Raw genomic sequence first — 23,520 nt, 5'->3', positions numbered from 1 at the left:
ACTGTCTAGATTCAATAATGCCAGCTTTTTTGCTGGCATTATTGTTTTATAGCAATTGAAATTAAGCAAATTGGTATAAATCGCCAGCACATTAAACAACGCGTAACGCCTTTAATTTCCTAACAAGTAGCATAAATTGTTCATTGGCATTGCTGGTGTTTCATCGTATATTCTTAAGTAACTAGCTTGTAACCCGTTTTATACTCGCCGAGTATAGCTTCTCTGAAACATTGGAGTGTGAATGTATCTGTTTGAAGGCCTCAAAAAGAAAATCTCAGAATATTTGTCACCAGAAGACGTCGATTTGGTGCAAAAAGCCTATGTCGTGGCCCGTGAGGCACACGAGGGACAGACGCGCTCTAGCGGTGAGCCCTATATCACTCACCCAGTAGAAGTAACCCAGATCCTTGCGAGCATGAGGCTTGATCATGAAACACTCATGGCTGCGCTTATGCACGATGTTATTGAAGACACTGACTTTAGCCAAGACGACTTAGCGGAGATCTTTGGTGATACGGTCGCTGAGTTGGTGGAAGGGGTGTCAAAGCTCGATAAACTGAGCTTCAAAGATAAAAAAGAGTTCCAAGCCGAAAACTATCGTAAGATGATCATGGCGATGACGCAGGATATTCGTGTCATCCTTATTAAGCTTGCAGACAGAACGCACAATATGCGAACGCTAGGCGCTTTGCGTCCAGACAAGCGCCGTCGAATTGCCCGCGAAACATTAGAGATTTATGCGCCAATTGCAAACCGTCTTGGTATTCATGATATTAAAAATGAGTTAGAAGATCTCGGGTTTCAGGCGTTATATCCAATGCGCTATCGTGCGTTACGTTCAGAAGTCGCCAAAGCACGTGGTAATCGTAAAGAAGTGATCAGCAATATTCAGTCTGAAATTGAATCTAGACTGGAAGAAGCGGGTATTCAAGGCTCAGTAAAAGGCCGTGAAAAGCACTTATACAGTATTTACCGCAAGATGCTGAATAAAGAGTTAATGTTTAACGAGGTGATGGACATTTACGCCTTTAGGATCAATGTCGACAATCTGGATACTTGCTATCGTGTGCTAGGCGTTGCGCATAATTTATATAAGCCAATCGAAACTCGCTTTAAAGACTATATTGCTGTGCCGAAAACTAACGGTTACCAGTCGCTGCATACGTCACTGGTTGGCCCGCATGGCATTCCGGTAGAAATCCAAATTCGCACTCATGATATGGATCATATGGCGGATAAAGGGGTAGCAGCGCACTGGATGTATAAAAAGTCAGGTGATAATGCCGGTCACACCGCGCAGCAGCGTGCTCGTCAGTGGATGCAGAGCTTGCTTGAACTACAGCAAAGTGCAGGCTCGTCTTTTGAATTTGTTGAAAACGTTAAAACCGAATTATTCCCAGAAGAGATTTACGTCTTTACGCCAGATGGCCGCATTGTAGAGTTACCGATGGGCGCAACGGCGGTAGACTTTGCCTATGCCGTGCATACCGATGTGGGTAATACTTGTGTAGGTGCTCGTGTAAACCGTAAGCCTTATCCTTTGAGTAAAGCGCTCGATACCGGTCAAACGATCGAAGTTATTACCAGCTCAGGTGCACACCCTAATGCGACTTGGCTGAACTTTGTGGTAACAGGTAAAGCACGTCTTGGGATCCGTAATTACCTTAAGAGCCAACAAGAAGAAGAAGCGATCCAACTAGGCCGTCGTCTGCTCGACTCGGCACTGGGTGAGTATAAGCTAGACGATATTGCCCAAGAGCAAATCGACAACGTACTTGAAGAGCATAATCTCAATACCTTGTTGGAGCTGCTGGTTGAGATTGGCTGTGGCAATATCATGAGCGTATTGATAGCGAAGAGTTTACTGCAAGATGATAATGCGGTAGAAGATATTGCTAAACGTGCAAAAGCCGCGATAATCGGAACAGAAGGCATGTTGGTAACCTATGCTAAATGTTGTCGTCCTGTGCCGGGTGACGCTATCACAGCATATATGAGCCAAGGCAAAGGCCTAATGGTTCACCGCCAAGAGTGTAAAAATATTAAGGGGTGGCGCAACGAGCGTTCGAAGTACTTCGTCGTGAAGTGGGAAGACAACCCAGAGAAAGAATATATAGCGGCGCTGCGTGTGGAAATTATTAACCACCAAGGTGCGTTGGCTAAATTAACCAATGTGGTTGCGACGACCCAAGCTAATATTGTCGAAATCGCAACGGACGAAAAAGAAAGTAATTTATACGTGATTGATTTAGGTATTACCGTGAAAAACCGAATTCATGTCGCTGATATTATGCGCCGAATTCGAGTGATGCCAGATGTACAACGCGTGTATCGTAAAAAATAAAGGAACATTAATGAACAAAGCTATTATTTCAACAGATAAAGCGCCAGCAGCAATCGGCACGTATAACCAAGCGGTAAAAGTTGGTACTGCGGTCTATTTATCTGGCCAAATTCCATTGGTACCAGAGACAATGGAATTTATTTCTGAAGATTTTGCAGAGCAAACGCACCAAGTGTTCAAAAACCTTATCGCAGTATGTGAAGAGGCTGGTGGCGAGTTACAAGATATGGTTAAGGTTAATATCTTCCTAACTGATTTGAGTAACTTTGCGACGGTCAACGAGATCATGGCTCAGTATTTTAGAAAGCCATATCCAGCTCGTGCTGCAATTGGTGTAAAAGAACTACCAAAAGGCGCACAAGTTGAGATTGATGGCATTATGGAGTTACCTTCAACTAACTAACCTCAGGTTAACTAATAGTTAGATATATTTCTTCGCTCCAGTGTCAATCGCTGGAGCGGCTTTTCAAAAAGCCAACACAGTCCACTCATTTTCCCCTCGCTTTACATTACAGGAAGTCCCATGACCGCAGCCAGCGCACTTACTAGCCGTGCATTGAAATTAAAAGCAAGTACTGCTGATCTTCACGACCGCATAGATAACAGCATTATGGCAAAAGACCCGTTTGCCAGCATTGAGCGTTATCTCCAGTTTTTAACCCTTCAATACCTGTTTCTTAAAGATGTCGCTGCATTATATGAGCACCGTGAACTCTCTATGCATATTGACGATCTCAAATCGCGCCGACGGCTTGGGTTGTTGGAGCAGGACTTTGCTGACTTACAGCACACATTACCTGTGCCGTCTTTGTCGCCGTTTATCACAACTTCAACTGAGTTTGCCACTGCTTTGGGAGCGCTTTATGTCGTTGAAGGCTCTAAGGTCGGGGCCGCGATGCTTGGACGTCAAGTGCAGGCGCGTTTGCCCGTCACAGGTGAGTATGGCGCGCGTTACTTAGCAGGCCCAGGTTCCGGGCGTGGCAGTGCGTGGCGTCACTTAATTCAATTTATCGATACGGTTGAGTTAACCAGTGCACAAGAAGATGCATTGATCACCGGCGCTCGTCAGGCCTTTATGCGTTTTCAGCAGTATCAAGCAGAGGTCTATGCTAAATACTATTGGTATAAGTTGAACGTAGAATAGCACGGTTGTTGTTGCGACATTACATTGCGACAGGTTAGTGACTAACATATATTGGTTGGGCAATCACAATGTAATGTATTTGGCTCAGGAACACACGCTAACGCCTTACGTGGGCAGGCGATCGGTGTCACAGTTTAAGTCGCGACTACAATAGTAGGAACAACCACCACCAATCTCACGGGTCTTATTGTTATCTAAAATTAGCTTACCACCTGCTAATGACTTCAATTGCTTTTTTTCAGTTTTAAATCCATCGTTTATTCCTTCAATTGATTTAGGGTAAAAGCAGCATAGGTCACTATGACCTATGCTGTGGCTCGGATTTTTTAAGCGTTAAGTCTTCTTCACTTTCTTTAATTGGCGCAGGACGAAAACGTTCAATATAGATAGTAGCCAATAGAGTGGTTATGACGAGTGAAAGCAATACAGATTTTAGATATGGATAACTATTGAATACTAAACCCCAATGCCAGAATTGTTTTGCAAAGCTTTCTTCAATACCCAAATATTCTAAGTTACGTATTATGTTCTCTGAAAAAGCAGCTATATCTACTAGTATAAATAGGAAGAAAACACCCACCAATAAGATATCCGCATGTGTCATGTAGATATATTCACGCTGAGCAGGGTTGCGTCGTTCAACATAATATAAGGATAAGCGAACTCTATTTTTGAAATAAAAGAATAGAAATAGGTCGCATATTAGCTGTAGTAAATAAATTGTTAGATTTTGATAAAAAGGTTTTTCATCAACTAGTAGTTTCGCTAATATCAGCTCAAAGCCTGCCAGCTCTATGAGCATAACCAGTAGAATACAGGTACTAATATGTTGAATATTTAACTGCTCTCTGGCTAGGAACGTAAACGATAAAATTAAAAGTAAAATAGGTATGTCAACGAAGCGCCCGAAAGAATGATGTGCGAATGCTAAAAAGCACCAAAGTAGAGCAAAAAAAATTTCAAAATAATACGTTTTATTCACTATTTATTCCCTTTAATTAGCATCATCATCGGAGTTCGGTTGGTTCAGCTTAGGATCATCCACCTGTTTTCCTGTGCTGCCACCTCTAACCTGACTCGCGCTTTTAGTGCCAATAAGTTGTATTCTGTTTATTTTATTTTTTGTAGAAATAAGGCTTTTATGGGTCTTAAAGTGGTTCAAAAGTATCATGGCAGTATTCCTTTTAGTTTTTGCAGTGGTTAAAATCGTTAATACTGTACTCTGAAACTCACCTATTGAGAATCACTTGTAAAACCAAAGAAGTTAAGTAATTGATCTTGGATCTATTACAGTTCCACCATGAGAAGTTATAGAGAAAGTTCGAGGGTCATGTTTAACCTCTTCTAGGCTGCCACCTTTAATGGACTCTACACTGTACATTGGTAACTTCTTGATTTTTATTGCCTTACTAAGTTTTTTTTGCATTCCAAATTTCATTCTTTTAATCCTTTTACTACTTAAACCAGCTGATAACATGATTACTTACTCTTCCATTTTCTTTGCATCAGGAGAGGTCGGGCTTTTGCGTCTTAATTGGGTATCACTAATTAAGCTCCGTAGCGCTTGAAACTGCTTAATAATGGGAGAAAGGTCAATATCACAGTACCTACACCAAACCTGAAAGTGATCCCAAGGGATACGGCTTACACCATTTTCATAGTTTTCGTAGGTTTGGCGGCTAATACCCACAAGGTCAGCCATTTGCTGCGTGGTTTTTTGGGCAGCAAGGCGCATTCTTCTAAGGTCGTCACCGTTATATTTAAAATAGGGATTGCCCACCAATTTAGTCCTTTCTTGCATGGGGAGTCTGCTCAGTGCCACCCAAGTTATTTTTATGTGTAATCTTTGTTAATTTGTAATTGTAATCAATAAAAATGTTTCTGCAAGAGGAAATTTAATTAGTAAGATCTGAAAGTGGCGCTCAGAAATACACTTATACTTTTCACTTTATTTTCATCATTTTAATAGAAAAGTTGGTTCGACAAGATTTTTTAGCGACGCTTTTGTTACTGTAGTGTGAAATGAAACAAGGGTAACAACTGACTGAGGGTGATATGGATTATCTACGTCAATATAACGACTTAAATATTCTCTATGAAGCACTTAAAAAATCGAGTCGCGGAGAGGTTGAGATAGCTGAGACGACCACTAAGTGGTTTTCTCTTGTAGAGAGTACTTTATTTGAGCTTCAGGAGCTGGCGTATATGGAAAAGGCGTATATGCAAAAGTCGCGAACCATGAATAATCTCATCGAACTGGTGTATGCCAGTGTTCCTGCCACTGAGTAGGGTAAATAAAAGAAATAAAATTGTATGTTTTGCAGTGATAAGAGTGCCAATCAAGCTCAATTAAGTATTGGCACTCTTTTTTAGTGATTTATATGACTTTTAGAGCTCAAATGGCGCGACGCCTTTGGCTTCCATCATATAACCTGTTTGCGCGATGTCGCCCTTCCAAGTAGAAACCTTAATCGTGCCACTGACTGTGATTGCATCATATAGGCTTTCAATCGGAACACCGCCTTTGATTTTGACATGAACGATTTGGTTCGGTGGCGGCGGCGGCACGTGAATACAAGCGCCAAAGTAGGGAACCAACAAAAATTCGGTGATCACTTCACTGTCACCTTCAAGTGGTACAACAAAGCCGGGTAAGCTGACTAGTTGACCGTCTAACTCTTTGACGACTGGGGCGTCTAAGTCAGGTTGCACCCAATTTTGCTCGGCGCCATCATGGCTTGCTGCGTCTTGATTACTGATCTGGACATGTCCTTTTGGAATTAAATCTTCCCAGAATATCTCTTTAGGTGGTGCCGCATTTGCAATACCACTGAATACCATCGCAGTGATGAATGCAATGAAGTAAAAAACGTGAGTTCGTGCGCTTAACTGCATCTTGATCCTCTTAGGTTTTAATTTGCATGCCATCGGCAAGCGAGTAAAAATAAGCACGGGCGGCAGGAATGGCGCCGATCAAAGTACCTGCACCTATAATAACGCTTAGTAGCATGAGTTCATAGGTTGAGAGCGCTGAGATACTTAGGACTACGCCAAATTGACTCTGTAGGCCGGATTGGGCAGCAATGAGCAGAGCATAGAAAAGCGCTACACCGAAAGCACATCCCAACACGGTGATAAAAATCGCTTCACTGATGAGAAGCGTAAAGATATGCCAAGGCCGCGCACCAACGGAGCGCAGGATAGCAAGTTCTCGACGCCTTTGGTTCAACGTGGCGAGCAATGAGGTTAACATGCCGAGCAAGCTTATCAACACCACTGCAAGGGTAATGAGAAGCAAGATTTTTTCGACAATATCTAGCATTTCCCATAATTCTCTTAATGTCACCCCTGGCATAATTGCCAGCAAAGGCTCGCCTTTATACTGATTAATATTTCTGCGCACTTGGAGGGTATAGAGCGGTGAATCAAAGCCAAGTAAAAATGCAGTGATTTGCTTTGTCGAGCCAATTAAATCACCGGGTTTGGAGTCGAGGTTGTGAACTAGAGCATTATTGTTTTTACTGTCATGCTCATGCTCATGCTCATGCTCATGCTCATGCTCATGCTCATGCTCATGCTCATGCTCGTGGTGCGTTGCATCTTGTTTTCGTGCAACTATTCGAGATGGCTTGCTGTGGCCTGAGCTATGCATGCTCTCGATGGCACTTAACGGCACATGTAGCGTTTTATCTACAGGCGTTCCTGTGGCTGCCAAAATGCCAGAAATAACCAGCGGATTGTCATCATGATGATGGAAACTGGTATTGCCCATACCGTGAGAAATGACGATTTTTTGCCCTAGCTGATAACCCAACTTTTTTGCGACCATAGCCCCAAGCACCACTTCTTTGCCATTGTGAAATGGTCGGCCAGCGGCAAAGGTGAGGTGTTGTTTTTTAGCGTATTGATAATGGCTGAAGTAACTTGCATCTGTGCCCAGCACAGCAAAGCCTTTGTGGCTATCACCTAAGCTAATGGGAATACTCCACGCAACGCCGCGCTGTGCCTTAATGTACTCATAACTTTGCCATTGTACGGCATTATTGGCGTGACCAATTCTAAATACGCTTGAAAGCAAAAGCTGAATATCACCAGTACGTGCGCCGACAATCAGGTCTGTGCCAGAAATCGTGTTCGCAAAGCTGGATTTTGCGTCTTGGCGTACACGCTCAACCGACAGCAGTAACATGACACTAATCGCAATGGTCACTAGCGTTAGAGCGACGCTGGCTTTTCGGTTTAGCGTACTTTTCCACGCAAGTTTGATTAGCATAGCGGTGCTCCTTGTTGTAAATCAGGCAAGCTTATTTGCCTATCAAATAACGGCGCTAAGCTTTTATCGTGACTGACAAAGAGAATAGATGCACTGTAAACCGCGGCTTGGCTAAAGAGTAATTTAATAAATCCATCACGACTGTCGGCATCGAGGGCTGAGGTTGGCTCGTCGGCAATAATGATTTCGGGCCTGCCTATAAATGCGCGAGCGGCGGCTACGCGCTGCTGTTGACCAATACTTAACTCCGCGACACTGCGCTGCTGAGTGTGCTCGTCTATACCAAGATCACAGAGCAGAATCTTGGCTTCCTGCTCAAGCGATTTATTCTGTGAGAAAATGTTTTGCCTGCGCTTTTTGGAAAATTCGCAGCCAAGGGTAACGTTTTCAATGGGCGACAAATAGGGCAACAAATTAAAGTTCTGAAAAATAGTACCTATATGGTCGGCTCTAAACTTATCTCGTTGGCCACGGCTTAGTGCGCTCGCGTTTGTACCTGCAATTTCAATTTCTCCCTGCTGGCAATCTAAGGTGCCGGCAATCAATCCAAGCAAAGTCGATTTACCGCTGCCGCTTGGACCATGTAAAAACACGTGTTCACCTCGGGCGATATGTAGCTTAGGTATGGTTAGCACCGGGGTGCTCGACTTAGGCCATGTAAACTGTAATTGAGATATCGTAAGCATAACGCCTCACCGCTGGCAAATAATGTTGTGATGGTATAACAAGAATGACTAAAGCAAAACTAAGTTAAGCTCAACAACAAGCGTGTAAGTTAAATTGTGATTTTTGTTCAGCTCGACTATTATAGCGACCCTAACCCCCTCATTATTTTGTGCCCTTTAGCAAGGCGCATCCTGTCATTGGAGTAACAATGAGTAGCTACAAAGTTTTAGACGTTAATGACGATCTTCCAATTCGCACTAAAGGTGCGGTTCACAGTGGTAAAGTACGTTCAGTTTATTGGTTAACCGACGCCGACAGTGCACGTTTAATTGAAGAAAAAGGCTATCAAGTCCCGGTTGGTACAGAGCTGGCAATTATGGTGATTTCAGACCGTATTTCAGCGTTTGATTGTATTTGGCAAGGTGAAAATGGTCTTAACGGTGTACCGGGTAAGGGCATTGCGCTTAACAGCGTTGCTTCACATTGGTTTTCACTTTTTGATAAAGCTGGCCTTGCAGGTAATCACATTGTTGATATTCCACATCCTTATGTTTGGATTGTGCGTAAAGCCAGTACGGTAAGAGTTGAAGCGATTGCGCGTCAATATATTACCGGCAGTATGTGGCGCGATTACGCAAAGGGCGTAAGGGAGTTTTGTGGCTTGCAATTACCAGAAGGTTTAGAGGCCAATCAAAAACTAGATAATGTCTTAATCACACCATCAACCAAAGGGATCATCAAAGGTTTAGCAGACGTACCAGAAGTGGATGACGTAAACATCTCTCGTAAAAACATCGAAGATAACCTTGCAGCGTTCAACTTTAAATCTGCGGCAGATGTGGATAAGTACGAGCAGTTGCTAACCGAGGGCTTTGCCCTGATCAGTAAAGAGCTTGAGAAGCTTGATCAGATCTTTGTTGATACTAAATTTGAGTTTGGTTACGTTGAAGATAAAGACGGCCAAGAGCGCCTAATTTACATTGATGAAGTGGGTACGCCTGACTCGTCACGTATTTGGGATGGCCCTGCTTATCGCGATAGTAAGATCGTTGAAAACTCAAAAGAAGGTTTCCGCCAGCTATTGATAAACAATGTACCAGATAGCGATGTGCTGCTTAATAAAGATCGCATGCCTGAGCGAGAAGCGCTTGCTCGCGATTATCTTTTGCCAGAAGCTGTGATGATGTCGGTAAGCGAAACTTACGTTGGGATCGCAAGTAAAATCGTTGGTCGTGAACTAACGATCCCTGCTGATCCTCGCCAAGAAGTTATTGATATTCTTGATAAGCAGTACGGTTTAATAGATTAATTATTTTTCAATTGCCCTGATAGACAAGTTTATTAGGGCAATTTCCTCAATTCACTTGCTTTTCATTGCAAGGTCTCTTTTACTTAACCTAATTGTTGCAAAAAAATAGAGTCAGATATGCGAACGTCTGTTCTACTCCTACTAAGTTTTTGTTTTTTATTCCTTTTAGATTCAAACTGCGCAAATGCCGGGCAATTAACAGTGCTAGATGGCAGCGGCAAGCCCTTGCAGCATGCCGTTGTTGAATTGACGGACGAGCCTGTCGAGTCAGCAGCAAAAGCAGTGGCGGTTATGGATCAAATCAATAAACAGTTTGTTCCTTTCATTCTGACCATCCAAAAAGGACAATTGGTTAATTTTCCCAATAGCGATGATATCCGTCATCACGTTTATTCGTTTTCTGCGGTAAAACCTTTTGAGCTAAAGCTATACGCTGGCACGCCAAATCAACCGCTTAAGTTTGAAAACGCTGGTGTAGTGGTGTTAGGTTGTAACATTCACGACTCTATGGTGGGCTATATTTACATTGCAGATGACAAGCAAGTATTGGTATCTGATGCGAATGGATTAGTAACTTTGCCGAATTCTACGAAACAAGTAACGGTATGGCATCCTTATCAAGATAATGACATAGATAGTCGGCAAACCGTGCAAATAGTGAACACAACGGCGCCAATGTCCGTAACAATAAAAACAACTTATCCAGCGCCGCGTAATACCTTTGGCGAGCGCTTTGGACAACATGAATGAATAACAGCTTTAAAAATAAAATAATTAGTCTCTGTATTTTGCTTATCCTTGTCACGGCGGGGATGAGCTTGGCAAGTTTTTGGTGGTCCACAAGTAAATTCAATGAAGCGCAAGTGCAAAGAAAAATTCAAGTGGCACAAAATGTTTATCAACAATATTTAAAAGCGCGAGAGCAGCTATTGGTTACCGCGGCGACTGTACTGACCGCTGACTTTGGCTTTAAACAGGCGGTCGCGACAAGAGACGCACAAACCATCAGTAGTGTGTTGCTTAATCACTCTCGCCGTATTGATGCCGACTTAATGCTGCTGCTGGATGTGAAAGGCGACCTGATCTCCGCAAACAGAGAAGGACTCGACTTCCCGAGCGATACCAGAACTTGGATGCAAGCGTTGCAAAGCCATACCGACCACTCAGCTTTTGTGGTGCTTAGTGAGCAGTTGTATCAAGTGATTATTTTGCCTGTGCGAGCACCTAGAACGATTGCATACTCAATTATTGGCTTTGAGGTTGGATCTGCTGTGGCGCTAGAGCTCAAAGAGCTGACAGGAATGGAAACGAGCTTTGTTGGTGCCGCTGATAACCTAAAAGCAAGTTCGCTGACTACTCTTGCACTTGGTGGTGATTTATTTACTTTCTTAGCGGCGCAAAAAACGACACGGTGGCTTAACCAATATCCGGTATATGAAAGTGCAGAGGTGAGTTTACCTTCTCTTGCAAGTAACCCGGTGAGTTTGGTACTCAGTGCGGATTTAACTACTCAGTATCAAGAATTCGATAAAATGGTGTTGACCATTATTTTACTCTCCCTAGGTACTATCCTTATTGGTTTTATCACCAGTGGTATTGTTGCCAAGAATCTTACGACACCGCTTAGTAAGCTTACTGAGTTGGCAAAACGCTTTGCTAAAGGGGATTACTCAGCCAAGCTAGAAGAGGCTCGACCTACCCAAGAAATTTGCCAGCTCGTTGACGCTTTTAATGATATGGGCGAAGACATTCAACAGCGTGAAGAGCAGATCCGCTTTCAAGCCAGTCATGACCATTTAACTGGATTTTTTAATCGTAATGCGGCTTTGGATAAACTACATAGTATGCTCAGCAGTGGTGCAGAGTATTACTTTATTGCCATAGACATAAAGGGATTACGCCATATCAATGACAAGCTCGGCCCTCGGGTAGGAGATGATTGCATTAAAGCCGTGGCGAAACGGATAGCGGAGATCAATACAGCAGAAGGCGGATTGAATGTTAGGCTTGGTGGTGATGAGTTTTTAGTTGCACATCCAGCGAGTGCGTGTGCCGATCCGCAAAGTGCTGTGCTTGGTATTGTTGAATGTGCTGAGATGCTAAATCAAGGCCTGAGTAAGCCTTACACTGTGCAGGGATTAGATATTTCGCTTCACTTTAGTATCGGCGTAGTGCATTACCCCAAACAGGCACATACTCCCGAGGATGTCGTTCGCCGGGCTTTGATCGCAGTTGATACTGCAGCGCACGATGGTCATGATGTTTACTACTACCAATCAGGTGAAGATGAAGCCCATCTAGAGCGTCTGCAAATTATTGATGAACTAAAACACGCTATTGCCAACGATGATGGTCAGCTTTTTATGACCTATCAACCAAAGCTAAATATGAAAACCAATCGTATTGATAAGGTTGAGTCTCTTATTCGTTGGCAACGTAAAAATGGTGAATGGGTGTCGCCCGAACTATTTATCGATCTTGCCGAGCAATCAGGTTTGATTGTTGAGTTAACTCAGTGGGTAGTAAAGACTGTGGTGTCACAAGTTGCTAATTGGGTACGCCAAGGTGAACGTATCAAGGCTGCCATTAATGTATCGGCACAAGACATCGCAGATAAAAACTTCTTGTCTCATCTTAAGACGCTACTAGATACACATAACGTCAAACCTGAGTTGATCACCATAGAGCTTACTGAGCGAGACATGATTGAGAATGAGGAAAAAGGCATTGCGGTTCTTCAAGCGCTCAAACAGCTTGGCGTGCAGGTCTCGCTTGATGATTATGGTGTGGGTCAAACTTCCCTTGGTCGATTAAAAATGTTGCCTATTGATGAGCTGAAGCTCGACAAGGTATTTATTTTAAAGCTCGCTCAATCGGAAAAAGACCAGTTTATTGTGCGCTCCACCATCACGCTTGGTCACCAACTTGGTTTTAGCGTGGTCGCGGAAGGCGTTGAAGACAAAGCATCGCTTGTGCTACTTGAGTCAATGCAGTGTGATTATGCACAAGGTTACTATCTAAGTAAGCCACTCAAAGCCGCAGACTTTGACCTGTGGTTGGGGAGGTATAATGAAGTGGGCTAATGTTTTTACCGTGTGTTTAATAGTGTGCGGACCAACTTACGCCGCAACAGGAAAGTTACTAGCGACTCCCGGGGTGTCACAGGTTGAGGGTAGTGCTGGTGGTGGCATTGTGCCGTGGGCGCAGCTTGCAGGATATGCTTCGGAAGATGAATGGGCGGCGAGCGGGTTTTGTAGCCGAGCTAGCCTGAAAGACTACCAGCTCGATGTGTGTGGCGTTCAAGCCAACTTATTCAACCGCGTAGAGTTAAGTTTCGCTCGACAAAACTTCGATGTGGATGCGCTTAATCTTGATATTGAGCAAGATATTGTCGGTGCCAAGGTGCGGCTATATGGCGATATCGTCTACAGTAAATATCCACAATTGAGCTTTGGTATTCAACATAAGTCTCTGGATGATGCTACGGTTGCCAATTTGCTCGGCGCTGAAGACGACTCAGGAACGGATTATTACTTTGCTGCAAGCAAACTGCATTTGGGCGCTGTAGGCGGTTATAACTGGTTCTGGAATATTACGATGAGACATTCTCGGGCTAATCAACTTGGCATACTAGGTTATGGTGGAGCTAACGACAGTGCGCCTTGGCAACTAGAAGCTAGCAGTGCAGTGTTTTTATCTAGGCATTGGGCTGTCGGTGCAGAATATCGCCAAAAATCCAACAACCTTGGACTTGGTGAATCAGATTGGAAAGATGTTTTTGTCGCTTGGATCCCGAATAAGTCAGTGAGTGTGACGGCGGCATGGCTAGACCTTGGCAAAATCGCAGGGCAGCCTTCTCAAACGGGTTGGTATCTATCTGTTACGGGGTACTTTTAAATGAAATGGCTATCACTAACGGCAATCTTGCTTTTCCTCGTGGCGTGTAGTGCTTCAACTCCACAAGCCTCCCTATATGAGCAAATAGGGGGCAACGCCGGCGCAGAAAAGCTAGTAGATGCGTTTATTAAACAGATTGGCAATGATGACGTTATTTTACCGTATTTTAGAGAGTCCAATGTTAGGCATTTTCGTGAAGGGTTTATCACTCATCTGTGCGATACCTTAGATGGCCCTTGTGATTATGAAGGTGATAGCATGGTGCAGATCCACACCGGCATGGCTATTAGTGAGTCTGACTTTAATCGAGTGGTTGATCTCTTGATCAACGCAATGAATGAGGTTGGGATTGCTCACTCTGTACAAAATCAAGTTCTGGCCCGCCTAGCACCGATGCGAAGTGAAGTGATCAAGCTGTAGGCTCGATAGCAAAAAGCTTGCAGAGAGGTTTGTTTGTATTTTGTTAGTAAACTTGTCCTTGCAGATAAATTGTGTTGTTTATTGGAATTACTGTTCTTAATCCAAAAGAGTAAAGTATAAGCTGAATTTTGATGCTTAATTCTGTAATCTAATAGCCAAATTGTCGTAAAGTTCGTCACGGTTTTAGCAACAAATAAATGCCATAGTGGGTTACAGCTCAAACCGTGCTGATTAGAAAGAGAGCCAAGTTGAAAAAAGTTATCACATTTGGAACCTTTGATGTATTCCACGTTGGTCATGTCAATATTTTAGAGCGTGCGAAAGCTCTGGGTGATTATCTCATTGTGGGGATCTCATCGGATGAACTTAACTTTTCGAAAAAAGGTAGAAATCCAATATACTCAATAGCAGATCGCCTAAAAATCATTAGCTCATTGCGATTTGTAGATGAGGTGTTTGTGGAAGAATCTCTGGAGCTAAAAGCGCAATATATCAAAGACTTTGATGCCGATATTCTGGTGATGGGTGATGATTGGAAAGACAAGTTCGATATATATAAAGATATCTGTGATGTGGTTTACTTGGAGCGCACCCCATCAATTTCAACAACGGAAATAATAGAGGTCGTACGCAGACCCGAAGGAAAGTAATAGCATGAAGCATGTGGTCGATAGGGAATGGCTCTTTGCAAATCTTGGCAAAGTGAAAGTATTGGATGCTGGCATTGTGAAACCGGGGCTGTCAGGCCCTTATAACGCCCCTGCAATCATTCAAGGCGCGCTGCGTTTTGATATTAGCGGTGCGCTAGCTAATCCCCATGCTACATCACCCAATATGTGCTGCAGTCCAGCTCAATTTCAAGCAGAAATGCGACAGCTTGGTATCAACCAACATGATGTGTTAGTCGCTTACGATGATAAGGGCATGTTTAGCGCTGCCAGAGCTTGGTATATGCTCAAAATGATGGGTCATAAACAAGTGTATGTACTGGACGGCGGATTACCTGCTTGGTGTGAAAAACAATACCCTTTGAGTCAAGCGTACGCGCAAGTCCAACAAGCAGGAAACTTTGTCGCTGCATATGATGAAACAGCATTTGTTGATAAAGCGGCTGTGCTTAGTAATATTGACGCTGAACTGAGTTGCCTATTCGATGCTAGAGGTGCAAAGCGCTTTACTGGTGAAGAGCAAGAACCTCGTGCAGATATGCGCAGCGGTCATGTGCCTAAAAGTAAAAACCTGCCATACACGAGTTTGTTAAATGCCGATGGTTGCTTTAAACCACTCACTCAGCTTGAAGTGCTGTATAGCGACTTATCAAAGGACAAAACTAAGCCTCTGATATTCTCTTGTGGCTCAGGTGTTACAGCTTGTATTTTAGTGCTGGTGGCTGACGAGCTAGGTTATAAAGATTTGACGGTATATGACGGCTCGTGGAGTGAATGGGGCGCTGATCCCGATGTGCCCGTTGAAACAAATTAATCCACTATTTAATATGAAAAAGGTGCCAACGGCACCTTTTTCATTTGCGAAGCGAGCTATTTCCTCGCTTCAAAATAGATCACTTATGATAAGCAAGGCACGCTTCAACTTCGTGCTTTGAACCTAAGATAACACCGACTCGTTGGTGTATTTCTTCAGGTTGAATATCCAAAATTCGTTCACGACCTGTGTGGGCAATACCGCCAGCTTGCTCGATAAGCATCGCCATTGGATTGGCTTCGTAAAGTAGGCGAAGTTTAAATGGCTTGTTTGGATCTTTACGATCTTCTGGATAAGTGAATAGTCCGCCACGGCATAATACGCGGTGAACATCGCCAACCATTGCCGCTATCCAGCGCATATTGAAGTTTTTACCACGCGGTCCGGTTTCACCTTCAAGTAGATCGGCAATGTAGTTTTGCATTGCTGGGGTCCAGTGGCGTTGGTTTGAAGCGTTAATGGCAAACTCTTTGGTGTCTTCAGGAATGGCAGCAAAGTCTTGTGTGAGTAGGAAGCTACCGTGAGTTTTGTCCAGAGTAAACAAGCGAGTTCCTTTGCCTGTTGATAGCGCTAACATGGTTGATGGGCCATATAACACATAGCCCGCTGCAACTTGTTTATGACCTGGCTGCATAAAGATCGCAGGATCGCTAGGGTCTGAACCTTCAGGCGCTTCCATAATAGAGAAAATAGTACCGACTAGTGAATTAATGTCGGTATTGGATGAACCATCCAACGGATCGAAAGCGACAATATAGTTCGCTTTTGGATTGCCGGCGACGGTGTAATCTTCTTCTTCAGAAGCGATGGCTTTGACATAGCCAGATTCAAGCAAAATATCTTTCAATAGTTGATTTGAAAGTACATCGAGCTTCTTTTGCGTTTCACCTTGAATGTTCTCATCTAAGGTTGAGCCTAATACACCTGAAAGTGCACCTTGGCCAACACGGAACGATATTTCTTTACATGCCGCGAGAATGGTTCTGATTAAAGAAACCAACTCACGAGAACAACCATCTTCAATTAACACCGGAGGGAGTCTACGCATTTTTTAAATCCTGATCACCTTGTGTTTATGGCAATAAATAGTGTGAGAGGTGCCATAAACAGCGCTGTAATTCGTCTTGAAAGACTGTAAATTGTATACGATTTCATATACAACTGGGGTTAAGCCTCAAAACCATAAATAACAAAGAGCAGCCATGAGAAAAATAACGTGCTTCACTCAAACTGTATCCGCTTTGCTACTGTGTATGATAACCCAAGCACACGCAGCAATTAAGTCTATTGACGAATTTACTGCCAGTTTTAATCATCATCCCGGTTTTTACGCCTTCTATAGCGATGATTCGAGCGGCAAATTGTACTTAGACATCGACAAACTAGACGCCCCTTTCTTGTTACAGCATAGTTTACCTTATGGTGTAGGTTCGAATGATATCGGTTTAGACCGCGGTCAGCTAGGCGGTACGCACTTAGTTCAGTTTGAACGTTTTGGTGATAAGGTCATGCTGCGTGCTATCAACACTTATTATCGCGCAAGTGCGAATAATAAGGCCGAAAAGCAAAGTGTTAAAGAGGCTTTTGCTTCAAGCATTCTACACGGGTTCAACGTGGTCGCAGAAGATAAAGACAGTGTGTTGATTGATTACACGCCTTATCTACTCAGCGATGTGCATGGTGTTTCTCATACGTTGGCAAATCGTAATCAAGGTAGTTTTAGCTTAGACTCAAGCCGCAGCGCTGTGTTTATGTCGCGTTCAAAGGCATTTGTTAAAAACACAGAACTTGAAGCTGTGTTGACATTCAAAGGGACAAAGCCAGGTGAATATGTACGCCAGGTGAGTGCAGATCCTTATGCGCTTACGGTACATCAGCACCATTCTTTAATTGAGTTGCCTGACGATAACTACCAGCCACGTGCATTTCATCCGCAATCGGGTTATTGGAGTATCGAGCATAAGGACTACTCAGCGCCGCTTGGACAGTCAATGTTTGTGCGTTATATCCCACGCCACCGTTTACAGAAAAAAGACCCAACTGCACAAGTCTCGGAGGCCGTAGAGCCAATTATTTACTATCTTGATCCTGGTGTACCTGAGCCTGTCAAAACTGCATTACTTGATGGTGCTAAATGGTGGGACCAAGCATTTGAAGCTGCAGGCTACAAAAATGCGTTTCAAGTCAAAGTACTTCCTGAAAATGCCGATCCTATGGATATTCGCTATAACGTGATCCAATGGGTGCATCGTGCTACTCGAGGGTGGTCATACGGCGCGTCGGTAATAGACCCACGTAGCGGTGAAATTTTAAAAGGTCACGTGACGCTAGGTTCGTTGCGTGTCCGTCAAGATATTCTTATTGCCGAAGCACTTTCTGCGCCATTTGTTGAGGGTAATGAGGTGACTGAGCGACTTCATGCTATGGCGCTAGACCGTATTCGTCAGTTGAGTGCACATGAAATTGGCCACACGTTGGGCATTGCACACAACTTCTCAGCGTCGGTAAAGGATCGCGCGTCAGTCATGGACTATCCTCATCCGCTGGTAGGATTTGAAAATGGCCAACTGGATATCACTAAGGGCTACGCAAAAGGTATGGGCGCGTGGGATACGCAAGTGATTAAATATGGTTACAGTGATTTCGGTGGTGCTGATGAAGCCACTGAGCTTGCAGCTATTCTTGCTGAGAATAAGGCGCAGGGGCTTGAATTTATCTCTGACTCTGATGCAAGAGCGCAGGGCGGAGCACACCCAACGGCGCACCTTTGGGATAACGGTGCGGATCCTGCTGCCGAATTACTGCGTGTGTTGGATGTGCGCAAGCAGGCGTTGAATAACTTTGGTATTCACAGCATTCAAAAAGGAGTTGCTCTGTCGCAGCTAGAGGAGAAACTGGTACCACTGTATCTTTTCCATCGTTATCAGGTTGAAGCCGCAGTAAAATTGATTGGCGGCGTGGATTACGACTATGAAGTTCGCGGTGACGAGGTAATAAAAGGGGCGAAAGTTGTGGCTAAAGAGGTGCAGCAAAATGCGGCCAATGCGCTTTTGAGTACGCTGTCACCTGCGGCGTTGACTATCCCTGACTCTATTTTGGCGTTAATACCTCCTAAGGCTTACGGTGAGTACAAAACTCGCGAAAGTATTAAAGGTCGAACTGGACTAACCCTAGATGCGATGGCATTACCAGAAGTCGCCGCACAGCATAGCCTTGACTTGCTGCTTAATCCACAGCGATTAAACCGCCTTGCACAGCAGCATGCACGTGATACTCAATATTTTGGTACACAGGCACTTTTAGAGGCTTTATATCAGCAGGTATTTGCCCAGTCAGGCAGCAAAGGTATGGCTCAAAAGCTACAGCAACGAGTGCAATACCTAAGTGCAACTCAGCTTGTAAAACTGAGTAACAACGATAAAGTCGCACCTGAAGTGCAGGCGCAGTTAAAGTTTTATTTAGCAAAAGTTGCGAAAGACTTTAATCAGTCGTCGGTATTTAGCGATGTTGCTTTTGAGCAAGCGTTTAAACATATGCTTGCACAGCAAATCAATCACTACTTAGATTCAGGAGAGTGGCCTGAAAGTTTTAAGGCGCTTGAAATGCCGCCAGGCTCACCAATTTAATCAAACGTGCACTTCGGAAATAGGGGCTCAGCAGCGCCCCTATTTTTATGCCTTCTTGACCATAGTATTGGTCGTAATGTGAGGAAAAGTTACGAGTTGACCAGCGATCGGAATTTCCATTGTGATATTTTGCGAATACTGCAGCTGCGTGAAGTTATCACTACCGTCAAGTGACTCAAGCCAATAGCTAATCGCGTAGCGGCTAACTTTTGCATGTTGTTGTTCAAAGCCAATATTCGTGACTGGGATCCCTGAATGCGCGGTATCGACCTCAAGTAGAATAAACTTCTTGGGAGGAGAAACTTCTAAGGCATTATTTAAAGGCTGATTTGGATTGAGTGTAAAGTCAGGATTTAAGTTACCAACACTTTTGGTGGTGTATTGAGCCGTACTGATCCCATGGGGTAATCCCATAGGTAAAATATCACTTTGGCTTAGCATTGGGATCGTCGGGACACCAGTACCTGATTGAAAATGCCCACTGGCTAAAATGGAATTACCATGGGGAACTGACATTTGTTTTATAAAGTCATAAGTTTGAGTTGGCGCCACACTGTTTGGTACGGTTTCATTGCCAAGCCCTGGATTTTCACCATTGCCATACGGGCCAAGTAATTGCTTTGCATCTGATAAATACAACAACGAACCATTTTCCGCATGCACTAGCTGATCTTTCGCTGGACCTTCTGCAAAATAAACTCTTTGTTCGTAAAATAAGGTATTAGCGACCTGGGTACCAAATCCTCCTCGATTTGGTGCGGTGCCATGGATGGCTGAGAAAGTAAGCTCTTCATAATAGGAGAAATTTTTAAGAATATAGCTGGCTTCTTGAGGTAGTGGCATTAAGCAGTAAGAAAATGGTTTGTCGGGGCCACCCAATCCTGAGTTGGCTAAGGGTTGGTTAGTCCAAGTGCCGACCAAATGTTGCAGTGGACCTAAGCTGGTGGTTGGAGCTGCTGGGCTGCTCTGGACTGGATCAATAAGTAACGGTTGCGATAGGTCTGGTGGTGTTGTTTCAGTCACGGTTATATCCTCGCTAAATTGCTTGCGAGCACCTCGACTAATTCTAGCTACTTTTGATTTGGCGCCCGCACTATGATCCCTGTCATGACCGCTCAGCGATGACGGGATCTTCAACCATCACTGCAATGCAGTTAGGTATAGTGCAGACTGTGAATATGGCAATTACATATCATTACAGCGATTTCATTGCCTGAGCGTGAAGTGATGAACTCGCCAATCCGCTAAGCAAAGCAACTTTCTCTTATTAGCTGCTTAATAATATCCTGACTTGGCTGGATTTTTTCCATTGCTAAAAACTCGTTGGGTTGGTGTGCTTGATTAATCGAACCCGGTCCCATAACGATAGTTTCGCAACCTAGCTGCTGTAGAAATGGTGCTTCGGTACAATAGTTTACAGCAATTGCTTGTTGTCCTGACAGGCGCTCAGCCATTTTCACCAAAGCAGAATCCGTTGAGCCGGTAAAAGCCGGAATGGGTTCGTGCATATCTATAACCGAGACACTATTCGGATAATGTGTATTGATGGGTGCTACAGCTGCCGTGAGCATGGCTTGTAATTCTTTGATGCTCAGACCAGGCAAAGGGCGCATATCAATATGTAGTTCACAACAGCCACAAATACGGTTGGCATTGTCGCCACCATGAATGTGCCCAAGGTTTAAAGTTGGGTAAGGGATAGCAAAATGTGGCGTTGAATATTTATTCTTTAATTCTTCTCTTAACTTTAATAAATTTGCAATCACCTGATGCATGATTTCAATGGCATTTAAGCCGCGCTCTGGATCTGAGCTATGACCTGAGCGACCAACGATGCGGATGGCGGTCGTCATATGGCCTTTGTGGGTAAATACTGGCACCATATCGGTGGGTTCACCAATAATACAGCGCGCCGGCTTCAAGCTTGGATGTTTTGCGATTTCCTGAGCTCCAGCCATAGTGGTTTCTTCATCGGCGGTGGCTAAAATCATGATAGGAGCATTTTGCTGTAATTCATCAAGCTCTGAGATTGCATTCAATACGAAAGCAAAAAAGCCTTTCATATCAATACTTCCAAGACCATATAATTTATTATCTTGCTCGCTTAATTTAAAAGGATCAAATTGCCAGCGGCTATCGTCGAATGGCACGGTATCCGTGTGGCCGGCCAACATTAATCCACCATCGCCACTGCCTCGTCTTGCAATTAGGTTATATTTTCCTTTTGCATGTTCAAGCTCTGTTACTTCAACGATAAACCCTAACGTTTCGCACCACTGCGCGAGTAGATGGATCACATTCTGATTGCTCATGTTGAGACTTTCTTCTAATGCACTGATAGATGGCGCGGCGATCAGTTGCTGATACATTTCCATAAAAGCGGGCAATTTCATAAAAATTCCTAAAATACTTATTCAAAGTTCTTGCATAAAAATATAAAGATGTTTAGAGTGAATATCAATTCACTTTTTTAGCATAAATATATTTTGGAACAGCAATGCGACGATTTGACTTCAACAATTAGCAGAACCAATCCTAATCAAACTTTTTTAATCTTGAGAACACTATGTTGAAAGTATCTATAATCGGAGCGAGCGGCTACAGTGGCGCTGAGCTTGCTAAGCTGGTTGCCAAGCATCCTGCCTTCACACTTGCGCATTGCTTTGTATCTGAGCAAAGCTTAGACAAACACAAATTCATCAGCGATTTATATCCAGAATATTCGGGCTTGCTAGATATTGAGCTGCAACCCTTAAATGAGCAAGCTTTTTCGTTGATAGAGCAATCATCGGACTATGTGTGTTTATGCACGGATCACAAGGTTAGCGTAGAACTTGCACCGGTATTTTTACAGATGGGCAAACGGGTTTTTGACCTATCTGGAGGTTACCGTTTATCTTGCAATGAAGACTACGAAACTTACTACGGTTTTTCTCACCCACATCAAGACTGGTTAGCGCAAGCGCAATACGGACTAGCTGAATGGTATGGTGATGCCATTAAAAAGGCAAAGTTAGTGGCGGTCGCGGGCTGCTATCCGACTGCGGCACTCAATGCACTTAAGCCATTACAACAAGCTGATCTGATAACAGAGCAGCCAGTTATCATTAATGCTGTTTCTGGTGTTACCGGCGCAGGTAGAAAAGCGAATGTCGCCACACACTTTTGCGAAGTATCTCTTGCACCATACGGTTTGTTTACGCACAGACATAGTCCAGAAATAGAAAAATACCTTGAACACCCAGTGTTGTTTACGCCGCATTTAGGGAATTTTAAGCGTGGTATCTTGGAAACGATCTACGTCACTCTGAAAGAAAATGTCACACCAAATCAAGTCGATGCCGCTTACCAGGTGCTTGCCGATGAGCCGCTGATCAGGTTAAAGGGGAGTCAACTTCCATCAATCAAAGCCGTTGAAAATCAACCTTTTGTGGATATTGGTTGGCAGCAAAAGGGCAATCAACTGATCGTGGTTGTCGCGATTGATAACTTGCTTAAAGGGGCTGCAGGCCAAGCATTACAGTGTATGAACTTGGCGGCGGGACTTGATCATTATCAAGGTTTGGGAGTATTAGCATGAGCAAACAAACTTGGGTGATAAAACTAGGTGGCGCGGTGTTGAATCAAGAGGGGGCAGCGCAAGCATTGTTTTCAGCTATCAAGCAAATTCAACAGGATGCACCACACAAGCAGTTTGTGATTGTTCATGGTGGCGGGGCGCTGGTTGATAAGTGGCTGACCGATGCCGGTTTTGCTACTGCAAAACATCAAGGACTGCGGATCAGTCCGCAAGAGCAAATGCCCTATATTGTTGGTGCACTTGCAGGCTGTGCTAACAAGCAACTGATGGCGGACGCCATTACCGCCACGCTCAAGCCCGTTGGGCTGTGCTTATATGATGCAGGGTTTACCACAACTCAAAAGCTAAAAGCGCTTGGCCGTGTGGGTAGCTGTGAAGCGAGTGAAGGTGGCATGCTTGAAGCAGTGTTGGAGTTTGATAGGTTGCCTGTTGTTAGTTCAGTAGGTATTGGCGCTGACGGCCATTTATACAACGTGAATGCGGATGAAGCAGCAGCTGCTATCGCCAGTAAACTTGGTGCAGAACTTATTTTTATGACTGACGTTGAGGCGGTACTTGATGGCGATAAACAGCCATTAAATCAACTTAACGCGGAACAGATTTCAACGTTAATCGCGCAAAAGGTCATTCTGGGCGGGATGGAGGTCAAAGTTAAGACCAGTCTTCACGCTGCCCAACACTTACGACGAGGGGTGTACATCTCTAGCTGGCAAAAGCCAGAAAATTTAATTGCGTTGCTCAATGGTGAGCACGTAGGTACACAAATTCTGCCGTAGGAA

General features: G+C 43.9%; 23 protein-coding genes. 14 read left to right on the top strand and 9 right to left on the bottom strand.

Translation table 11 applies throughout. The features are described 5' to 3' along the window. The first annotated feature begins 241 nt into the window (after positions 1–241). From spoT to PPIS_RS12660, 3 genes are all read left to right on the top strand, one after another. Positions 242–2,344, top strand: coding sequence for a bifunctional GTP diphosphokinase/guanosine-3',5'-bis pyrophosphate 3'-pyrophosphohydrolase (gene spoT, locus PPIS_RS12670; RefSeq protein ID WP_010374287.1), 2,103 nt, complete (start codon positions 242–244; stop codon positions 2,342–2,344). Positions 2,345–2,354: 10 nt separating this feature from the next. Continuing rightward, positions 2,355–2,747, top strand: a complete 393-nt coding sequence (locus PPIS_RS12665; RefSeq protein WP_010374286.1) for a RidA family protein — start codon at positions 2,355–2,357, stop codon at positions 2,745–2,747. A 120-nt stretch (positions 2,748–2,867) separates the two neighbouring features. Beyond that, positions 2,868–3,488, top strand: coding sequence for a biliverdin-producing heme oxygenase (locus tag PPIS_RS12660; protein ID WP_010374285.1), 621 nt, complete (start codon positions 2,868–2,870; stop codon positions 3,486–3,488). 298 nt (positions 3,489–3,786) lie between these two features. Here PPIS_RS12660 and PPIS_RS12650 read toward each other — a convergent pair whose 3' ends face one another. The 3 genes from PPIS_RS12650 to PPIS_RS12645 all read right to left on the bottom strand — a co-directional run bounded on the left by PPIS_RS12650 (position 3,787) and on the right by PPIS_RS12645 (position 5,289). Beyond that, a complete protein-coding gene (locus PPIS_RS12650) occupies positions 3,787–4,470 on the bottom strand; it encodes a hypothetical protein (RefSeq protein ID WP_010374284.1) in 684 nt (227 codons plus the stop codon). A gap of 282 nt (positions 4,471–4,752) precedes the next feature. After that, the gene (locus PPIS_RS25140; protein ID WP_019647433.1) at positions 4,753–4,926 is read right to left on the bottom strand and encodes a hypothetical protein; all 174 of its coding nucleotides are present in this window, start codon (positions 4,924–4,926) and stop codon (positions 4,753–4,755) included. Positions 4,927–4,971: 45 nt separating this feature from the next. After that, positions 4,972–5,289, bottom strand: a complete 318-nt coding sequence (locus PPIS_RS12645) for a helix-turn-helix domain-containing protein (RefSeq protein ID WP_010374283.1) — start codon at positions 5,287–5,289, stop codon at positions 4,972–4,974. A gap of 254 nt (positions 5,290–5,543) precedes the next feature. On the opposite strand from PPIS_RS12645, the gene PPIS_RS12640 reads away from it, so the two are divergent. Next, positions 5,544–5,777 (top strand): hypothetical protein, encoded by a 234-nt coding sequence (locus tag PPIS_RS12640; RefSeq protein ID WP_010374281.1) that lies wholly within the window; start codon positions 5,544–5,546, stop codon positions 5,775–5,777. A gap of 99 nt (positions 5,778–5,876) precedes the next feature. On the opposite strand, the gene PPIS_RS12635 is transcribed toward PPIS_RS12640, so the two are convergent. The 3 genes from PPIS_RS12635 to PPIS_RS12625 all read right to left on the bottom strand — a co-directional run bounded on the left by PPIS_RS12635 (position 5,877) and on the right by PPIS_RS12625 (position 8,447). After that, a complete protein-coding gene (locus PPIS_RS12635; RefSeq protein ID WP_370599249.1) occupies positions 5,877–6,329 on the bottom strand; it encodes a DUF3299 domain-containing protein in 453 nt (150 codons plus the stop codon). Positions 6,330–6,393: 64 nt separating this feature from the next. Further along, positions 6,394–7,761 (bottom strand): ABC transporter permease, encoded by a 1,368-nt coding sequence (locus PPIS_RS12630; RefSeq protein WP_010374277.1) that lies wholly within the window; start codon positions 7,759–7,761, stop codon positions 6,394–6,396. Further along, positions 7,755–8,447: an ABC transporter ATP-binding protein gene (locus PPIS_RS12625; RefSeq protein WP_010374275.1), complete on the bottom strand. Its 693-nt coding sequence runs from the start codon at positions 8,445–8,447 to the stop codon at positions 7,755–7,757. Before PPIS_RS12625 ends, PPIS_RS12630 begins: the two co-directional genes overlap by 7 nt. 188 nt (positions 8,448–8,635) lie before the next feature. On the opposite strand from PPIS_RS12625, the gene PPIS_RS12620 reads away from it, so the two are divergent. The 7 genes from PPIS_RS12620 (at position 8,636) to PPIS_RS12590 (ending at position 15,535) form a co-directional block, all read left to right on the top strand. Next, positions 8,636–9,736, top strand: a complete 1,101-nt coding sequence (locus PPIS_RS12620) for a phosphoribosylaminoimidazolesuccinocarboxamide synthase (protein WP_010374273.1) — start codon at positions 8,636–8,638, stop codon at positions 9,734–9,736. Positions 9,737–9,853: 117 nt separating this feature from the next. Continuing rightward, complete coding sequence (locus PPIS_RS12615; RefSeq protein WP_010374271.1) at positions 9,854–10,486, top strand: methylamine utilization protein; 633 nt, start codon at positions 9,854–9,856, stop codon at positions 10,484–10,486. Continuing rightward, a complete protein-coding gene (locus PPIS_RS12610; RefSeq protein WP_010374269.1) occupies positions 10,483–12,819 on the top strand; it encodes a putative bifunctional diguanylate cyclase/phosphodiesterase in 2,337 nt (778 codons plus the stop codon). The genes PPIS_RS12615 and PPIS_RS12610 overlap by 4 nt, the downstream gene beginning before the upstream one ends. Then, complete coding sequence (locus PPIS_RS12605; RefSeq protein WP_010374267.1) at positions 12,806–13,633, top strand: DUF3034 family protein; 828 nt, start codon at positions 12,806–12,808, stop codon at positions 13,631–13,633. The genes PPIS_RS12610 and PPIS_RS12605 overlap by 14 nt, the downstream gene beginning before the upstream one ends. Beyond that, a complete protein-coding gene (locus PPIS_RS12600) occupies positions 13,634–14,053 on the top strand; it encodes a group I truncated hemoglobin (protein WP_010374265.1) in 420 nt (139 codons plus the stop codon). 248 nt (positions 14,054–14,301) lie between these two features. Continuing rightward, complete coding sequence (locus tag PPIS_RS12595; RefSeq protein WP_010374264.1) at positions 14,302–14,703, top strand: FAD synthase family protein; 402 nt, start codon at positions 14,302–14,304, stop codon at positions 14,701–14,703. A gap of 4 nt (positions 14,704–14,707) precedes the next feature. Then, positions 14,708–15,535, top strand: coding sequence for a sulfurtransferase (locus tag PPIS_RS12590; RefSeq protein WP_010374262.1), 828 nt, complete (start codon positions 14,708–14,710; stop codon positions 15,533–15,535). A gap of 79 nt (positions 15,536–15,614) precedes the next feature. On the opposite strand, the gene PPIS_RS12585 is transcribed toward PPIS_RS12590, so the two are convergent. Next, positions 15,615–16,583, bottom strand: a complete 969-nt coding sequence (locus tag PPIS_RS12585) for a class 1 fructose-bisphosphatase (RefSeq protein ID WP_010374260.1) — start codon at positions 16,581–16,583, stop codon at positions 15,615–15,617. Positions 16,584–16,737: 154 nt separating this feature from the next. Between PPIS_RS12585 and PPIS_RS12580 the strand changes: the two genes are divergently transcribed. Next, positions 16,738–19,161: a zinc-dependent metalloprotease gene (locus PPIS_RS12580; RefSeq protein ID WP_010374258.1), complete on the top strand. Its 2,424-nt coding sequence runs from the start codon at positions 16,738–16,740 to the stop codon at positions 19,159–19,161. Between the two features lie 45 nt (positions 19,162–19,206). Here the strand turns inward: PPIS_RS12580 and PPIS_RS12575 are convergent, their stop codons facing one another. Together PPIS_RS12575 and argE are read right to left on the bottom strand one after the other, a co-directional pair. After that, complete coding sequence (locus PPIS_RS12575; protein ID WP_010374257.1) at positions 19,207–20,184, bottom strand: heme-binding protein; 978 nt, start codon at positions 20,182–20,184, stop codon at positions 19,207–19,209. A gap of 221 nt (positions 20,185–20,405) precedes the next feature. Beyond that, positions 20,406–21,554: an acetylornithine deacetylase gene (argE, locus tag PPIS_RS12570; RefSeq protein WP_010374255.1), complete on the bottom strand. Its 1,149-nt coding sequence runs from the start codon at positions 21,552–21,554 to the stop codon at positions 20,406–20,408. A 176-nt stretch (positions 21,555–21,730) separates the two neighbouring features. Between argE and argC the strand changes: the two genes are divergently transcribed. Both argC and argB read left to right on the top strand, forming a co-directional pair. Further along, positions 21,731–22,741 (top strand): N-acetyl-gamma-glutamyl-phosphate reductase, encoded by a 1,011-nt coding sequence (gene argC / locus PPIS_RS12565; RefSeq protein ID WP_026345590.1) that lies wholly within the window; start codon positions 21,731–21,733, stop codon positions 22,739–22,741. After that, complete coding sequence (gene argB / locus PPIS_RS12560; protein WP_010374250.1) at positions 22,738–23,517, top strand: acetylglutamate kinase; 780 nt, start codon at positions 22,738–22,740, stop codon at positions 23,515–23,517. Before argC ends, argB begins: the two co-directional genes overlap by 4 nt. Positions 23,518–23,520: the final 3 nt, after the last annotated feature.

Origin of the sequence: Pseudoalteromonas piscicida, assembly GCF_000238315.3 — a bacterium.
Lineage (GTDB): Bacteria > Pseudomonadota > Gammaproteobacteria > Enterobacterales > Alteromonadaceae > Pseudoalteromonas > Pseudoalteromonas piscicida.
Note: the sequence above shows the minus strand (reverse complement) of the source record. Positions and strands in the feature narration are given on the sequence as shown.

Excerpts from the sequence above, each read along its gene's own strand:
- PPIS_RS12580 (WP_010374258.1), top strand. The coding sequence starts at position 16,738 with ATGAGAAAAATAACGTGCTTCACTCAAACTGTATCCGCTTTGCTACTG.
- PPIS_RS12605 (WP_010374267.1), top strand. The coding sequence starts at position 12,806 with ATGAAGTGGGCTAATGTTTTTACCGTGTGTTTAATAGTGTGCGGACCA.
- PPIS_RS12590 (WP_010374262.1), top strand. The coding sequence starts at position 14,708 with ATGAAGCATGTGGTCGATAGGGAATGGCTCTTTGCAAATCTTGGCAAA.
- PPIS_RS12630 (WP_010374277.1), bottom strand. The coding sequence starts at position 7,761 with ATGCTAATCAAACTTGCGTGGAAAAGTACGCTAAACCGAAAAGCCAGC.
- PPIS_RS12600 (WP_010374265.1), top strand. The coding sequence starts at position 13,634 with ATGAAATGGCTATCACTAACGGCAATCTTGCTTTTCCTCGTGGCGTGT.
- PPIS_RS12625 (WP_010374275.1), bottom strand. The coding sequence starts at position 8,447 with ATGCTTACGATATCTCAATTACAGTTTACATGGCCTAAGTCGAGCACC.
- PPIS_RS12660 (WP_010374285.1), top strand. The coding sequence starts at position 2,868 with ATGACCGCAGCCAGCGCACTTACTAGCCGTGCATTGAAATTAAAAGCA.
- PPIS_RS12620 (WP_010374273.1), top strand. The coding sequence starts at position 8,636 with ATGAGTAGCTACAAAGTTTTAGACGTTAATGACGATCTTCCAATTCGC.
- spoT (WP_010374287.1), top strand. The coding sequence starts at position 242 with ATGTATCTGTTTGAAGGCCTCAAAAAGAAAATCTCAGAATATTTGTCA.
- argE (WP_010374255.1), bottom strand. The coding sequence starts at position 21,554 with ATGAAATTGCCCGCTTTTATGGAAATGTATCAGCAACTGATCGCCGCG.
- PPIS_RS12610 (WP_010374269.1), top strand. The coding sequence starts at position 10,483 with ATGAATAACAGCTTTAAAAATAAAATAATTAGTCTCTGTATTTTGCTT.
- PPIS_RS12615 (WP_010374271.1), top strand. The coding sequence starts at position 9,854 with ATGCGAACGTCTGTTCTACTCCTACTAAGTTTTTGTTTTTTATTCCTT.
- PPIS_RS12585 (WP_010374260.1), bottom strand. The coding sequence starts at position 16,583 with ATGCGTAGACTCCCTCCGGTGTTAATTGAAGATGGTTGTTCTCGTGAG.
- PPIS_RS12645 (WP_010374283.1), bottom strand. The coding sequence starts at position 5,289 with ATGCAAGAAAGGACTAAATTGGTGGGCAATCCCTATTTTAAATATAAC.
- argB (WP_010374250.1), top strand. The coding sequence starts at position 22,738 with ATGAGCAAACAAACTTGGGTGATAAAACTAGGTGGCGCGGTGTTGAAT.
- PPIS_RS12665 (WP_010374286.1), top strand. The coding sequence starts at position 2,355 with ATGAACAAAGCTATTATTTCAACAGATAAAGCGCCAGCAGCAATCGGC.
- PPIS_RS12640 (WP_010374281.1), top strand. The coding sequence starts at position 5,544 with ATGGATTATCTACGTCAATATAACGACTTAAATATTCTCTATGAAGCA.
- PPIS_RS25140 (WP_019647433.1), bottom strand. The coding sequence starts at position 4,926 with ATGAAATTTGGAATGCAAAAAAAACTTAGTAAGGCAATAAAAATCAAG.
- PPIS_RS12635 (WP_370599249.1), bottom strand. The coding sequence starts at position 6,329 with ATGGTATTCAGTGGTATTGCAAATGCGGCACCACCTAAAGAGATATTC.